This is a genomic window from Mumia sp. zg.B21 (assembly GCF_019550855.1).
Classification (GTDB): Bacteria; Actinomycetota; Actinomycetes; order Propionibacteriales; family Nocardioidaceae; genus Mumia.
Window position 1 is genome coordinate 534225 of the sequence record NZ_JAHWCJ010000004.1, and the last position, 14847, is coordinate 549071.

Consider the following 14847-nt stretch of genomic DNA (forward strand, 5'->3'; position numbering starts at 1 on the left):
CATCGGGGACGCGGCCCTGCCGTGGGGCCGCCTTTCGACAGAATTCTGATTTTCGAACAACAAATATCGCGGGTCGGGTCGCGTGGTCCTGGGGGTGCGCTCTAGGGTTGAGTGGTGCGTAGAGCAAAGATCGTCTGCACCATCGGTCCCGCCGTCTGGTCGGAGGAGAAGATCCTCGAGCTGGCAGAAGCAGGCATGAACGTCGCCCGCCTCAACCTGAGCCACGCCGACCACGCGACCCACGATCGTTCGTTCGCCTGGATCCGCAACGCCGCAGAGGTACACGGGGAGCCCATCGCGATCCTGGCCGACCTCCAGGGCCCCAAGATCCGCCTCGGTCGGTTTGGCTCCGGGCCGGTGCCGCTCGCGGTCGGTGACTCGTTCACGATCACCGTCGAGGACGTCGTCGGTGACCAGCACCGGTGCTCGACGACGTACGCCGGGCTGACCGGCGACGTCAATCCGGGCGACGCGATCCTCATCGACGACGGCAAGGTGCGTCTGCGCGCGACGGAGGTGACGGACAAGGACGTCGTCACCGAGTGCGAGGTGCCCGGCCTGCTCAGCGACAACAAGGGCATCAACCTGCCTGGCGTGAGCGTGAGCGTGCCCGCTCTCTCCGAGAAGGACCGTGACGACCTCCGGTGGGCGTTGCGCGCCGGCGTCGACTTCATCGCGCTGTCGTTCGTCCGCCACGGCGCGGACGCCGACGACGTCCGCGCGATCATGGACGAGGTGGGCGTCCGCCGACCGGTCATTGCCAAGATCGAGAAGCCCCAGGCCGTCGAGAACCTCGACGAGATCATGAATGCCTTCGACGGCATCATGGTCGCGCGAGGCGACCTCGGTGTCGAGCTGCCGCTGGAGGACGTCCCGATCGTCCAGAAGCTGATCGTCGAGAAGGCTCGGCGCAACGCCAAGCCGGTGATCGTCGCCACGCAGATGCTCGAGTCGATGATCTCGGCTCCGCGGCCGACACGAGCCGAGGCCTCCGACGTCGCCAACGCCGTCCTCGACGGTGCCGACGCCGTGATGCTGTCGGGCGAGACGAGCGTGGGGGAGTTCCCCATGGAGACCGTCCGCACGATGGCGCGGATCGTCGAGAGCACCGAGGAGCACGGGCTCCCGCGGATGGCGGCGTACCACTGGGACCCCCGGACCCGCAGCGGCGTCATCGGCCGTGCGGCGGCGGGTGTGGCACAGAGCATCGGTGCCAGATATCTCTGCGCGTTCACGACGTCGGGTGACAGCGCCCGGCGCATGACCCGCTACCGGTCGACGGTGCCGGTCCTCGCCTTCACCCCGGACCCGGTCGTCCGCAACCAGCTCGCGCTGTCGTGGGGAGTCCAGACCTTCCTGGTGCCCGAGGTCGAGCACACCGACATGATGGTGCTCCAGGTCGACCGTGCGCTGCTCGCCATCGGTCAGTGCTCGGAGGGCGAGGAGGTCGTCATCGTGGCCGGCAGCCCGCCGGGGATCGCCGGCTCCACGAACGCCCTGCGGATCCACCGGATGGGCGACGCGATCAAGGGCATCTCCCCGGCGTACACGACACGGCTCGTCCGCGACTAGCGTCGCCGCGCGCGCGGACTCCTGCCACGACGAAGCCGGCCCACCCCGAGAGGGAGTGGGCCGGCTTCGTCGTACGGCGACGGCGCTCAGGCGACGCCGAGGTAGGCCTCCTTGACGGCCGGGTCGGCCAGCAGCTCGGGGCCGGTGCCCGAGCGCGTGATCCGTCCCGTCTCCAGCACGTACGCCCGGTCGGCACGGCTGAGCGCCTGGTTGGCGTTCTGCTCCACGAGCAGCACCGTGATGCCCTGCTCGTTCACCTGCGAGATGATCGAGAAGATCTGCCGGATGAACTGCGGCGCCAGTCCCATGGAGGGCTCGTCGAGCAGCAGCACCTTGGGTCGGCCCATCAGGGCGCGCCCGATGGCGAGCATCTGCTGCTCGCCGCCGGACAACGTGCCTCCCGCCTGGGTCTCCCGCTCCTTGAGCCGAGGGAACAGGTCGAAGACCCGGTCGAAGCTCTCGTTGACCGTGTCACGCTCCTTGAGCGCGTACGTCCCCATCTCGAGGTTCTCGCGCACCGTCATCGCGGGGAAGATGCCTCGACCCTCCGGCGTGAGGGAGATGCCACGCACGACGCGCTTGTGGCCCGCGAGCTTGGAGATGTCCTCGCCCTCGAACATCACGGTGCCGGAGGACAGGCTCAGCAGCCCGGCGAGCGCGCGCATCGTCGTGGTCTTGCCGGCACCGTTCGCGCCGATGAGGGTGACGATCTCACCCTCGTCGACCGTCAGCGAGATGCCGTGCAGCGCCTGGATGCGTCCATAGTGGACAGAGACGTCGTTGATCTCGAGCAACGCCACGTCAGTCTTCCTCTCCGAGGTAGGCGGCGATGACCGTCGGGTCGTTACGGATGTCCTTGGGGAGCCCGTCGGCGATCTTCTTGCCGAACTCCAGGACCACGATCCGGTCGGTCACCCCCATCACGAGCCGCATGTCGTGCTCGATGAGCAGCACCGTGTAGCCGTCGTCGCGGATGGTCCGGATGAGCTCCATGAGCTCTTCCTTCTCGGCAGGGTTGAAGCCTGCCGCCGGCTCGTCCAGGCACAGCAGCTTGGGGTCGGTCGCCAGCGCGCGGGCGATCTCGAGCCGGCGCTGGTAGCCGTACGGGAGAGCGCTCGCCTGGTCCATCGCCTTGTCGGCGATGCCCACGAACTCGAGCAGCGCCATGCCGCGGTCGATGGCCTCCTTCTCCTCGCGGTAGAGCCGCGGGGTACGGAACAGCGAGCCCCAGACACCCACCTTGTGCCGGGCGTCGAGACCGACGACGACGTTCTCCAGAGCCGTCATCTCGCCGAACAGGCGGACGTTCTGGAAGGTCCGCGCGATGCCGAGCCTCGTGATCTTGTGCTGCTTGCGTCGGCCGATCGCCTCGCCCTCGAGGAGCACCTGGCCCTCGGTGGGGCGGTAGACGCCGGTCATCGCGTTGAAGCACGTGGTCTTGCCGGCACCGTTGGGACCGATGAGACCCAGGATCTCTCCGCGCTTGATGTCGAACGACACGTCGTCGAGCGCCGTGAGTCCGCCGAAGCGCATCGTGAGGTTCTGGATCTCGACCAGTTTGTCCCCGACCTCGACGGCGATCTCGCGCTCCGGAGCAGCGAGCTGGGCCACCTCGGAGTCGAGCGGCGGCGGGGCGTCCGGCTTCGGGGTGGCCGACGGGGGAGTGAGCTTGTCGGTCACTGTCCTGCCTCCTTCGTGGCCGGAGCGGAGGGAGCCTCGGAGAGGTTCGCGATCCGCTTGTGCGCTCGGCGTTCGAACGTGAGCAGGTGGGGACGCTTGCCGAAGAGACCCTGCGGCCGGAAGATCATCAGCACGACGAGCACGGCACCGAAGATGAGGTACTTGTACTCGGCGATCGCGGTGAACCGCAGCGGGATGTAGGCCACGAGCGCCCCGCCGATGATCGCTCCGAACTTGTTGCCCTGGCCGCCGAGGACGACTGCCACGAGGAACATGATCGACATCTGGACGTCGAACCGCTGGTTGTTGACGAAGCCGATCTGACCGGCCGCGATGGCACCTGCGCCGCCGCCGAGGGCGGCGCCGATCCCGAACGCCCACAGCTTGAAGCGGAAGGTGGGGACGCCCATGATCTCGGCGGCGTCCTCGTCCTCACGCAGGGCGATCCAGTTGCGTCCGACACGGCTTCGCTCGAGGTTGCCCAGCGCGATCATGATGACGATGATCACCGTGATCGTCAGCCAGTACCACGGCGCGCCGGCGCTGTTGACGAACACGTCGTTGCCGTCCGCGTCCTGGCCCGGCGGGCGACCCACGTTCTGGAAGCCGACCTGGCCCTTCAGCGCCGGGATGATCGTCGCCAGCAGGCGGATGATCTCGCCGAAGCCGAGCGTCACGATCGCCAGGTAGTCCCCGCGGAGCCGCAACGTGGGGATACCGAGCAGCACCCCGAACACCACCGTGACCATGGCCGCGAGCGGCAGCGTCAGGAGGTAGGGGATGTGCACCAGCGTGGAGTCCGGCGACGTCCACAGAGCGGCGACGTAGGCACCGACGGCGAAGAAGCCGACGTAGCCCAGGTCGAGGAGGCCCGCCTGGCCGACGACGACGTTCAGGCCGATCGCGACGAGGGCGTAACGGGCCATCTCGGCACAGGCGAGCGGCCAGTTGTTGCCGGGCTCGGTGGTGATCAGCGGGATGTTGACCAGCGGCAGCGCGAAGGCCGCCGCGACGGCGATCAGCAGGAAGCCCCACTGACCCGTGCGCGGAAGATGGTTCCACCAGTACGAGAGACCTCGCAGGCGGGACGGCTTGGTCGTCTCCTCGACCAGCTCGTCGGCGCGGGCCTGGGACTCCGAGGCCCCGCCCATCGGCGTACCGGTGCTCATGCCCTCACCTTTCCGAGGTTGCTCCCGAGGATGCCTTCCGGTCGGACCATCAGGACGACGATCAGGACGACGAAGCAGACGACGTCGGTCCACTGCGCGCTCCCGAGCAGGATCTGCCCGTAGTTGCCGATCAGTCCGAGCAGCAGCCCGCCGAGGAGTGCTCCCCGGACGTTGCCGATGCCGCCGAGGACTGCCGCCGTGAACGCCTTGACCCCGAGGAGGAAGCCACCGAGGTAGAGGACGCCCGACGGCACCTTCATGACGTAGAAGAGCGCTGCCACACCGGCGAGGAGGCCACCGATGATGAACGTGCTGATGATGATCCGCTCGCGGTTCACGCCCATGAGGGTGGCCGTGTCGGGATCCTGCGCGACAGCGCGGATGCCTCGACCCAGCTTGGTCCGCCGGATGAACTGGTCGACCAGGATCATCATGAGGATCGCTGCGCTCACGATGAGGATCGAGTCGAAGTAGATCAGCGTCCCGCCGATGTCGAAGATCGCCTTGTTCTCGAACATGATCACCGACGGCTCGGGGTTGGGCCCGCGCCAGACGAAGATCAGGTACTGGATGACGAACGACATGCCGATCGCGGAGATCAGGAAGACGAGCCGTGGCGCGCCCTTGTCACGCAGTGGTTTGTAGGCCACCCGTTCGACGATGAAGGCTGTGATGGCGGACGCGAGCATGCCGAAGACCACCGCCAGCAGCAGGTTCGCTGCGATCGCGTACCAGGCGAGGTTCGGGACGGACGGGCCGAAGCCGAGGGACGTGAGGGTGAAGACGATCGCGTACGCACCGACGATGAAGACTTCGGAGTGCGCGAAGTTGATGAGGTTGAGAACGCCGTACACGAGCGTGTACCCGAGCGCGACGAGTGCGTAGATGCCGCCGAACGTGAGTCCGTCGACGGTCGCGCTCCAGAAGTTCGCGCCCAGTGCCTCCCAGTCGAGGGTGATCCACTGGTCCACTAGGGCTCCTTTTGGGAGTCGGAAGGGGCAGAAAGGGGGCCCGTCTGGATCAGACGGACCCCCTCCGTTGGGCAGTCGGTTGTTACTCGATCACGCCGACCGAGACGATCTTGCCGTCCTGCACCTTGTAGCCGTAGACGGGAAGCTCGGTGAGCTCACCGGTCTCGTCCCACTTGAAGGTCTTGCTGATGCCCTGGGCGTCGTAGTTCTTGACCCAGTCCTTCAGCTTGGCGCGGTCGGTGTTGCCGGCATCGATGCCCGCGAGGAGCACGGTCGTGGCGTCGTAGCCCTCGACCGAGTAGGTGCCGGGGTCGACACCCTTCGAGACTCCCTTGTAGGCGTCGGCGAAGCTGGTGATCAGCTCACCGGGGATGCACGGGCAGGTGAAGTAGGCGTTGCTCGAGGCGTCGCCGGCCTGCTTGACGAACTGGTCGTCCTTGACGCCGTCCGGGCCGATGAAGATGCCCTTGTAGCCCTTGCTCACCAGCTGCTGGTTGAAGGGTGCCGCCTCGGCGTAGTAGCCCGAGTAGAAGACCGCGTCCGGCTTCGCGGCGAGGATCTTGGAGATCGTGGCCGAGAAGTCCTTCTGGCCCGTCGTCACCTTGTCGGTGCCGACGAGGGCGTCACCGAGCGCCTTGTTCGTGGAGGTCGCGAGGCCGATGCCGTAGTCGGAGTCGTCCTGGACGACGTAGACCTTGTCGGCGCCGAGCTTCTCGGCGAGCACCGGCACGGCCGGGCCCTGGACGTTGTCGTTGCCGAGACCGCGGAAGAACGTCGTCCAGCCGTTGGTCGTCAGCAGCGGGTTCGTCGCCGACGGCGTGATGTGGACGAGTCCGGCCTGCTCGAAGATGTTGCCCGTGGCCTTGGACTCACCCGAGAAGGGGAGACCGACGACACCGATGATGTTCTCGTCGTTGGTCGCCTGCGTCACCGGGCCGGTGGCCTTGTTCGGGTCGCCCTCGGTGTCGAACTTGCGCAGCTTGACCTGGCAGTTCGGGTTGGCCTCGTTGTGCTCGTTGATCGCGAGCTGGACGCCGTTGAGGATGTTGATGCCCAGCTGGGCGTTGGGGCCGGTCTCGGCGCCGAGGTAGGCGAGCGTGGTCGTCGCCGGGCACTCCGCCTTGCCATCGCCGGCCGGGGTGACGGCATCGTCCGGGGCGTCGATTGCGGTCTGGACCTCGAGCTCGGGAGCGGCGTTGTTGTTGTCGTCGCCGTTGTCGCCATCGTCGTTGTTGGCGCAGCCCGCGAGGGCCAGGGCCAGCGCTGCGGCGAGCGCGAGCGCCTTCGTGGAACGAGACACGGTGGTGTCCTCCGATTCGTCGTGCCCGGCCCCGGAAGTGCCGAGGGCGGGGGTGGTGCGTCCCATGCAGTAACTGCATCGTTTTAGCACAGCCGAGGGCGTTCGCAGCCCGATGATGGCAAGCCGTTATGAAACGGTTGGAATCCCTTACGACACGGTTGTCCCGGTCAACGATCTTGGGCGAGGGCGAGCGTCAGGGACGCATGGTGCTCGGAGATTTCTCGGTGCGCTCGCGAAGGGAGGTGTGCCGGGTGCGGGACTCGAACCCGCACGCCCTCTCGGACAGTGGTGTTTGAGACCACCGCGTCTACCATTCCGCCAACCCGGCTCGCGCCCGTCGGACACCGGCAGGCGCGGGATAACCTTACTCATGTGACATCTGCGCAGAGCACCCCTGGTAGTCCCTCTCCCGTCCGTCGCGTCGTCATTGCGGAGGACGAGGCCCTCATCCGCCTCGACCTCGCCGAGATGCTTGCCGAGGAGGGCGTCGAGGTCGTCGGTCAGGCGGCCGACGGCGAGCAGGCGGTCGCCCTCGTCGAGGAGCTTCGTCCGGACCTTGTCGTGATGGACGTCAAGATGCCCAAGCTCGATGGGATCTCGGCCGCCGAGCGGATCGCGGCGCAGCGGATCGCGCCCGTCGTCATGCTGACCGCCTTCAGCCAGCGCGAGCTCGTCGAGCGGGCCCGGGACGCGGGCGCGATGGCCTATCTCGTCAAGCCCTTCAGCAAGGCAGACCTCGTCCCGGCGATCGAGATGGCCGTGAGCCGGTTCGCCGAGGTCGCGGCCCTCGAGGCCGAGGTGGCGAGCCTGGAGGACCGGCTCGAGACGCGTCGCGCGGTGGAGCGGGCGAAGGGACTGCTGCAGGAGGCTCTCGGGGTGTCCGAGCCGGCGGCGTTCCGGTGGATCCAGAAGACCGCGATGGACCTGCGTCTGCCGATGCGTGCCGTGGCCGAGGGCGTCGTGGAGCACGGACCCACCCTCGGTGGTGCGGCGGTCGCCGACGGCGCTGCCGGACCCGCAGACGACGCGCGGGAGTAGGCCCGACGGTCGTCAGCGCAGCCAGACCACCGACTGGACGAGCAGCGGCGCGACGACGAGCGCGGGCAGCATGTCGCCCACCGCGACGGATCTGAGGTTGAGCAGCCGCAGGCCCACGCCGACGAGGAGGACGCCACCGGTGGCGGTGAGCGCCACGACGTGCGGCTCGGGCACGAAGGACCCCAGGAGCGCCCCCAGCACGGTGAGGCCGCCCTGGACGACCCCGACGGTGATGGCCGCTGCCATCACGCCGACCCCGAGCGATGCGGCGAACGCGATCGCCGCGAACCCGTCGAGCGCGGACTTGAGGAGGAGCTGCTCGGCACCCCCGCCGAGACCGTCGGTGAGGGCTCCCAGGATCGTCAGCGGCCCCACGCAGAACACGAGTGACGCGGTGACGAAGCCTTCGACGAACCGTGCCCGCGCCCCCTCGTCGTCCGATCCGCCGAGACGGCCCTGGAGCCACGTGCCCGAGCTCTCCAGACGGTGCTCGAGGCGGAGCAGCGACCCGATCAGCCCGCCGATGACGACCGCACCGAGCACGATGAGGACGGGCGCGCTCGGGCCGACGGCGTCGGACAGGACGCGGTCGGTGACGGCGACGGCCGAGAGCCCGGCGATGAGGAGCGTCACCAGGCCGAGCCCGTCGGTGACGACGACGCGGGTGCGGGCCGGCAGACGGTTGCCGACGAGCAGGCCGATCCCGGACCCGACGAGGACGGCGACCACGTTGGCGACCGTTCCTGCTCCGACGAACACGAGTCTCCCTCCCCAGCCCGCTGACAGCGGGCTCCGCCACGGCGTAGTGTTTCACTCCGAACTCGACACCATGCCGCTCGGTGCGGGCCTTCGCCCGCCGGAGCACGAGTCGCGGGCCGCCGCTCGCAGGAGGAGGAGTGGTGGCGCGCCTTCAGATGGAGGTCCGTGAGGCAGTCCCCGGTGACGCCCGCAGCCTGATCGACCTCTGGTCGGTCTGCGTCGCGGAGGGCGCTGCGCTCGCCGACCCGACACAGGTCGTGGCCGCGTGGGAGGAACCCTCGGAGGACGAGGCGCGGCAGGCGCTGACCCTCGTGGGCGACTCCACGTCTCGGCGGTTGTGCGTGGCGGTCTTCGGTGACCGGGTGGTCGGCGCCATCCACGTCGACCTGTCCCCGGCGACGCCGCTGCACCTTCGGACGGTCGTCGTCGTGAGCGAGCTGCACGTCGACCCGCGCTTCCGCCGCAAGGGCGTCGCCTGCGCGCTGATGAACGTCGCGGTGGACTGGGCCGAGCAGGTCGACTCTTCGCTGGTGTACGCGTGGGCGCCGTCGGACTCGCGCGACGCGCACCGCTTCCTCACCCGGCTCGGGTTCGGCCACTACGCCACCGTGCGTGCCGCGAAAGTGCGGGTCCTGAGGGCGCGCGCCGTCGGCCGTACGGGCGCCAGCCGGGGCACGGGGCGCCTGATCGCCGTGCGCCGGTCGCTGCGCCGTACGCGCGGGGAGCTCGCCGCGGTCCCCGCCGGCGACTGAGCCGGTCGGTCGAGGGAGGGGCCGGTCGGCCGGACGAACGCTGTCTGCCGCGCCCGTTAGAGTCGGTGCGTGGATTCGACCAGCACCGCTGACACCGCACCGGCCGACGACGCAACGGTCGACAACGGCCGTCTGCTCCTCATCGACGGTCACTCCGTCGCCTACCGCGCGTTCTTCGCGCTCCCCGTCGAGAACTTCTCGACCACCACCGGACAGCACACCAACGCGGTCTACGGCTTCACGTCGATGCTGATCAACGTGCTCCGCGACGAGCAGCCGACCCATCTCGCGGTCGCCTTCGACGTGTCCAGGCAGACGTTCCGCAGCGAGCAGTACGCCGAGTACAAGGCCAACCGCTCCAAGTCGCCGGAGGAGTTCAGCGGCCAGGTAGCCCTGGTCAAAGAGGTGCTGGACGCGCTGCGGGTGACCTATCTGGAGCTCGAGGGCTACGAGGCCGACGACATCATCGGCACCCTCGCGACGCGCGCCGAGCAGGACGGCTTCGAGGTGCTCATCTGCACCGGCGACCGCGACGCCCTGCAGCTGGTCACCGACCGCACGACCGTCCTCTATCCACGCAAGGGCGTCTCCGACCTCGCGCGCATGACGCCGCAGGCGGTCCAGGACAAGTACGGGGTCGCCCCGGAGCGCTATCCCGACGTCGCCGCACTCGTGGGCGAGACCAGCGACAACCTCCCCGGCGTCCCCGGCGTCGGTCCCAAGACGGCGGCCAAGTGGCTCGCCCAGTTCGACGGCCTCGAGGGCCTGGTCCGCGACGCTGACAAGGTGCCGGGCAAGGCGGGGCAGTCCTTCCGCGACCACCTCGGCGACGTCGTGCGCAACCGTCGGATCAACGCCCTGGTCCGAGATCTCGACCTCCCCGTCACGACGGCCGACCTCAGCCTGCAGCAGTGGGACCGCGATGCCGTCCACCGCGTCTTCGACGGGCTGGAGTTCCGAGTGCTGCGCGACCGCCTCTTCGAGACGCTCTCGACCGAGGAGCCGGAGGCCGAGGAGGGCTTCGAGGTGGCCGGGGAGGTGCTCGGCGAGGGCCAGGTCGGCCCCTGGCTGGCCGAGCACGCGCCTCCCGGCGTCCGGGTCGGTGTCCAGGTGAGCGGCGCCTGGGGGCGCGGCACGGGGCGCGTCGATGCCCTGGCCGTCGCCACCGCCGAGGGCGCTGCCGCCTGGTGGGACGTCTCCACCCTCACACCGGCCGACGACACCGCGGTCGCGTCGTGGCTGGGCGATGCCGACCGGCCCAAGGTGATCCACGACGCCAAGGGGCCGATCCTCGCGCTGCGGGCGCAGGGATGGGCCGTGGACGGGATCGCCAGCGACACCGCGCTCGCCGCCTACCTCGCACGACCCGACCAGCGCTCCTACGACCTCGAGGACCTCGCGCTGCGCTACCTCAAGCGCGAGCTGCGGGTGGAGGACCACGGCGACCAGCTCACCCTCGACGTAGCCGACGACGCCGCGGCGCAGGACGCGATGCTCCAGGCGGCCGCCGTCGTCGAGCTCGGCTCGGCGCTGGACGCCGAGCTCGACAAGCAGGGTGGGCGCACGCTGCTCGACACCGTCGAGCTGCCCCTCGTCCAGGTGCTGGCCGACATGGAGGAGGTCGGGGTCGCGGTCGACGGCGACGCCCTCGAGTCGCTCGAGGACGAGTTCGCCACGCGGGTCCGCACCGCCGCCGAGGAGGCGTACGCGGTGATCGGCAAGGAGATCAACCTCGGCTCGCCCAAGCAGCTGCAGGTCGTCCTGTTCGACGAGCTGGGCATGCCCAAGACCAAGCGGACCAAGACCGGCTACACGACCGACGCCGACGCCCTGCAGCAGCTCTACGTCAAGACCGAGCACCCGTTCCTCCTGCACATGCTCGAGCACCGCGACGCCACCCGGCTGCGGGTGACGGTCGAGGGCCTGCGCAAGACGGTGGCGCCCGACGGTCGCATCCACACGACCTACAACCAGACCATCGCCGCCACCGGTCGACTCAGCTCGGCCGACCCCAACCTCCAGAACATCCCGATCCGCACGGCTGCCGGGCGCCGGATCCGTGAGGCGTTCGTCGTCGGCGAGGCGTTCGAGACGCTGCTGACGGCCGACTACAGCCAGATCGAGATGCGAATCATGGCCGACCTGTCGGAGGACCACGGCATCATCGACGCCTTCAACTCCGGCACCGACTTCCACACGCAGACCGCGGCCCGGGTGTTCCAGGTCGACCCGGAGTCGATCGACGTGGGCATGCGCTCACGGATCAAGGCGATGAACTACGGCCTGGCCTACGGGCTCTCCTCGTACGGCCTGAGCCAGCAGCTGGGCATCGAGACCCGTGAGGCCCAGGCGCTCATGGACGAATACTTCGCTCAGTTCGGCGGCGTGCGCGACTACCTGCGAGGCGTGGTCGACGAAGCCCGCCGGACCGGGTTCACGGAGACCATCATGGGTCGCCGGCGTTATCTCCCCGACCTCACCAGCGACAACCGTCAGCGTCGCGAGATGGCCGAGCGGATGGCGCTCAACGCCCCGATCCAGGGATCGGCCGCCGACATCATCAAGGTCGCGATGCTCGGCGTGCACCGGGCCCTGCGGGAGTCGGGGCTGGCGTCGCGGCTCCTGCTCCAGGTCCACGACGAGCTGGTGCTCGAGGTGGCGCCGGGGGAGCGGGACGAGGTCGAGAAGCTCGTCCGCGCCGAGATGGCGGCAGCTGCGACCCTCGCTGTCCCGCTCGACGTGTCCGTCGGTGTGGGGCGGTCCTGGCACGAGGCCGGCCACTAGCGCGGCACCGCCGGCTCAGGGGCGCGGCGATCGCACCAGCTCGGGCGTGCGGCCGGACAGGTACCAAGCCGCCGCTGCGACGACGGCTGCCGTGATGGCCATCGTCATCACCATGCCCGCGACGTGGAACGGAGCCACCAGGATCACGCCGGCGGCGATCCCGCTGGCGACCCACAGCACCGCCACGATGCCGTGCGAGCGGCGGGCGAGCGCGTCGAAGACCAGCAGCTGGACGATGGCGAGGATCGAGCCCTCGAGCGCGAACAGCCACAGCAGGGGCTTCACCTCGGCGTACTGGTCGCCGCCGACCAGCACCAGGGCGAGCCACGGCATCGCCGCGGTGGCCGCGGTGGCACACAGGCCGACCACTGCGACGGCGCCGGTCGCGAGCCGGCGCGCCCGTTCAGGACGGGCCCGGGCGAGCCGCGGGAACGCCACGATGCCGACGAACTGGGGGAGGAACAGCGCGGCCTTGGTCAGGATCAGGCCGGCGCCGTACAACCCGCTGTCGTGCGGGCTCAGGGCGACCCGGGCCAGCAGCGCGTCCAGGTTGCTCAGGACCAGGTAGGCGAGCATGGCGTGGGAGCCGACCGTGACCTCCCACAGGTAGTTGCGCGCTCCCGACAGCCTGCCCGGCCGCAGGTACCGCAGGCAGACCAGCACCGGCAGCCAGGCGCCCACCATGATCCCGGCGACCGCGGCGGTGGGGGTGGCGCTGATCGCCATCGCGGCGGTGCCGAAGACCGCTCGGCCGACGCCGCTCGAGATGTAGATCGCCGACAGTGCCTTCCAGCGGTGCTGGCCCTGGGTGATGCCCGCAAGGGCGCCCATCAGCGTCAACGGAACGACCGCGGCCCCGCACAGCACGACCGGCCAGACCGAGTCGAGCTGGAGGATGCTCGACAGCACAGGGCTGAGCACGACCAGAACGAGCCCGACGCCCAGACCGAGCGCGGCCGAGGCCGCCGTGGCGGTCCCAGCGACCCGCTCGGCGCTGCCGGGGTCGACCGAGATCCGGCGCGCGGTCGTGGTCTGCACCGCCAGCGAGGCGACGTTGGCGACGAGGATGACGCCGAGCAGTGCGGTGAGCGCGCCGAACGACGACGGCACCAGCAGTCGCGCCGCAAGCAGCGTGAAGCCGTACGCGCCGACGTTCTGCACCGTCATGGCCACCGCGATCCTCCCGCCGGCGCTGACGTTGGCGGGCGCGCGGGACGGTTCAGCGGGGGGCCCAGACACGGACCCGATATAACCATGCGTGATGGGACGACGTCGTTTGGGGCGCGCCTGGCCGTGGGCCATGGCGCTGCTGATCTGCGCCCCGATGCTCGTCGGCGGCTACGTGCTGTCGTACGACATGGTCTTCGTCCCGCGCCTGGATGTCGGCCGTGCGGACGTGTGGGGGCTCGGGTCGGCGACCCCCCGAGCGGTGCCTTCGGACGCCGTCGTCGCGGTCCTCAACCTGATCGTCCCTGGCTGGCTGCTCCAGAAGGCGGTGCTGTTCGGCTCGTTGCTGCTCGCCGGGGTGGGAGCGATGCGGCTGCTGGAGCGGTTCGGCCTCGGCGCCCAGCTCGCCGGTGCCACCTGGTTCGTCTGGAACCCCTACGTCGCGGAGCGTCTCGTCATCGGCCACTGGCCCTTGCTGGTGGCTTACGCGGCGCTGCCCTGGCTCGTCGTGGCCTGCCTGCAGGTGCGCGCGGGCGAGCGGATGCGGTGGTGGCGGCTCGTCGTGCCGCTCGCCGCGACCGCGCTGTCGCCGGCCTCAGGGATGATCGGCGCGGTGCTTGCGGTGTCTGTCTGCGGCCGGCGATGGGGCCGGGGTGCGCTGCTCGCGCTGGTGCTGAACCTGCCCTGGATCGTGGCCGGGTTCGCCCACTCGGCGAGCGGACGCAGCGATGCCGCCGGCGTGGCGGCGTTCGCGTTGCAGGCCGAGGCAGGCCTCGGGCGGCTCGGCGCCGCGCTCAGCCTCGGGGGGATCTGGAATGCCGACGTCGTCCCGTCATCGCGGGGCCTGGCGACCGCAACGGTCTTCTGTCTGCTGCTGTGGGCAGTGATGGCAGTGGGTGCCGTCGCCGCCTGGCGCCGTCCGCGACGGCGGACGATGGTCGTCGCGCTGGTCCCCGCGGCGGCGGTGGGGCTCGCGATCGCCCTTCTCGGGACGCTCGCCCCGGACCTGCTCGGCTGGTTGGTGGAGAACGTGCCGGGCGCAGGTCTGCTGCGTGACGGAGCGCGCTATCTCGCCCTGCTCGCGCCGCTGCAGGCCGTCCTCGTCGCCGCCGGCGTCGAAGCGCTCACACGACGCCTGCGCGAGCGCGTCGCCCGTTGGAGCGTGCTGGCCGTCGCCGTCCTGCTCCCGATCGCCGTGATGCCGGATCTGGCCTGGGGCGCGGGCGGGCGGCTCGAGGCGGTGTCGTACCCCGCAGAGTGGGAGCAGGCCCGTGCAGCCATCGCCGACAGCGACGTTGCCGGGGACTTGCTGGTGCTGCCGTTCAGTGCATTCCGCGCCCCGGCCTGGAACGGCGGGCGTGTCGTCCTCGACCCGGCCGGGCGCTACTTCCCGCGCGAGACCGTGGTCAACGACGACCTCGTGGTCTCCGGCGAGGTGATCGCGGGGGAGAACCCGCGGGCACGCGCCGCCGCTCGCGCTCTCGACTCGCCGGACCCGGCCGCCGCTCTGAGGGCGGAAGGGATCGGCCTGGTCCTGGTAGAGGAGGACGCCTACGGTGCCGACGATCTCGACAGCCTCCGCAACAGCCTGACCCCCGTCTTCACCGGCGACGACCTCACGGTCTATGCAGTGCCGTGACGGCGCGGCTCGAACC

General features: G+C 69.7%; 12 protein-coding genes and 1 tRNA gene. 5 read left to right on the plus strand and 8 right to left on the minus strand.

All coding sequences use genetic code 11. The annotated features are described in order from the left end of the window. The first annotated feature begins 114 nt into the window (after positions 1-114). Positions 115-1572, plus strand: a complete 1458-nt coding sequence (pyk, locus tag KV100_RS17815) for a pyruvate kinase (protein WP_220344425.1) — start codon at positions 115-117, stop codon at positions 1570-1572. A gap of 86 nt (positions 1573-1658) precedes the next feature. Here the strand turns inward: pyk and KV100_RS17820 are convergent, their stop codons facing one another. The 6 genes from KV100_RS17820 to KV100_RS17845 all read right to left on the minus strand — a co-directional run bounded on the left by KV100_RS17820 (position 1659) and on the right by KV100_RS17845 (position 7020). After that, the gene (locus tag KV100_RS17820) at positions 1659-2366 is read right to left on the minus strand and encodes an ABC transporter ATP-binding protein (RefSeq protein ID WP_255559471.1); all 708 of its coding nucleotides are present in this window, start codon (positions 2364-2366) and stop codon (positions 1659-1661) included. 7 nt (positions 2367-2373) lie between these two features. Continuing rightward, entirely contained in the window at positions 2374-3252 is an 879-nt protein-coding gene (locus KV100_RS17825; RefSeq protein WP_301022375.1) for an ABC transporter ATP-binding protein, read from the minus strand. After that, complete coding sequence (locus KV100_RS17830) at positions 3249-4421, minus strand: branched-chain amino acid ABC transporter permease (RefSeq protein ID WP_255559403.1); 1173 nt, start codon at positions 4419-4421, stop codon at positions 3249-3251. The genes KV100_RS17825 and KV100_RS17830 overlap by 4 nt, the downstream gene beginning before the upstream one ends. After that, the gene (locus KV100_RS17835; RefSeq protein ID WP_220344427.1) at positions 4418-5392 is read right to left on the minus strand and encodes a branched-chain amino acid ABC transporter permease; all 975 of its coding nucleotides are present in this window, start codon (positions 5390-5392) and stop codon (positions 4418-4420) included. Before KV100_RS17835 ends, KV100_RS17830 begins: the two co-directional genes overlap by 4 nt. 82 nt (positions 5393-5474) lie before the next feature. After that, positions 5475-6692 (minus strand): branched-chain amino acid ABC transporter substrate-binding protein, encoded by a 1218-nt coding sequence (locus KV100_RS17840; protein WP_308291474.1) that lies wholly within the window; start codon positions 6690-6692, stop codon positions 5475-5477. Positions 6693-6937: 245 nt separating this feature from the next. Beyond that, a tRNA-Leu gene (locus tag KV100_RS17845) sits at positions 6938-7020 on the minus strand. 44 nt (positions 7021-7064) lie between these two features. Between KV100_RS17845 and KV100_RS17850 the strand changes: the two genes are divergently transcribed. Then, on the plus strand, positions 7065-7730 hold the full coding sequence (locus tag KV100_RS17850; protein WP_220344429.1) for an ANTAR domain-containing response regulator: 666 nt from the start codon (positions 7065-7067) through the stop codon (positions 7728-7730). Positions 7731-7742: 12 nt separating this feature from the next. On the opposite strand, the gene KV100_RS17855 is transcribed toward KV100_RS17850, so the two are convergent. Beyond that, positions 7743-8489 carry a DUF554 domain-containing protein gene (locus KV100_RS17855; RefSeq protein ID WP_220344430.1) on the minus strand — a complete coding sequence of 249 codons (747 nt, stop codon included), beginning with the start codon at positions 8487-8489 and terminating at the stop codon, positions 7743-7745. Between the two features lie 140 nt (positions 8490-8629). Between KV100_RS17855 and KV100_RS17860 the strand changes: the two genes are divergently transcribed. Both KV100_RS17860 and polA read left to right on the plus strand, forming a co-directional pair. Continuing rightward, positions 8630-9241: a GNAT family N-acetyltransferase gene (locus KV100_RS17860; protein ID WP_220344431.1), complete on the plus strand. Its 612-nt coding sequence runs from the start codon at positions 8630-8632 to the stop codon at positions 9239-9241. A gap of 69 nt (positions 9242-9310) precedes the next feature. Continuing rightward, positions 9311-12025: a DNA polymerase I gene (gene polA / locus KV100_RS17865; RefSeq protein WP_220344432.1), complete on the plus strand. Its 2715-nt coding sequence runs from the start codon at positions 9311-9313 to the stop codon at positions 12023-12025. A gap of 15 nt (positions 12026-12040) precedes the next feature. Here the strand turns inward: polA and KV100_RS17870 are convergent, their stop codons facing one another. Beyond that, positions 12041-13192 (minus strand): lipopolysaccharide biosynthesis protein, encoded by a 1152-nt coding sequence (locus tag KV100_RS17870; RefSeq protein WP_220344433.1) that lies wholly within the window; start codon positions 13190-13192, stop codon positions 12041-12043. A gap of 94 nt (positions 13193-13286) precedes the next feature. On the opposite strand from KV100_RS17870, the gene KV100_RS17875 reads away from it, so the two are divergent. Next, positions 13287-14831 carry a hypothetical protein gene (locus tag KV100_RS17875; RefSeq protein ID WP_220344434.1) on the plus strand — a complete coding sequence of 515 codons (1545 nt, stop codon included), beginning with the start codon at positions 13287-13289 and terminating at the stop codon, positions 14829-14831. The last annotated feature ends 16 nt before the right edge of the window (positions 14832-14847 follow it).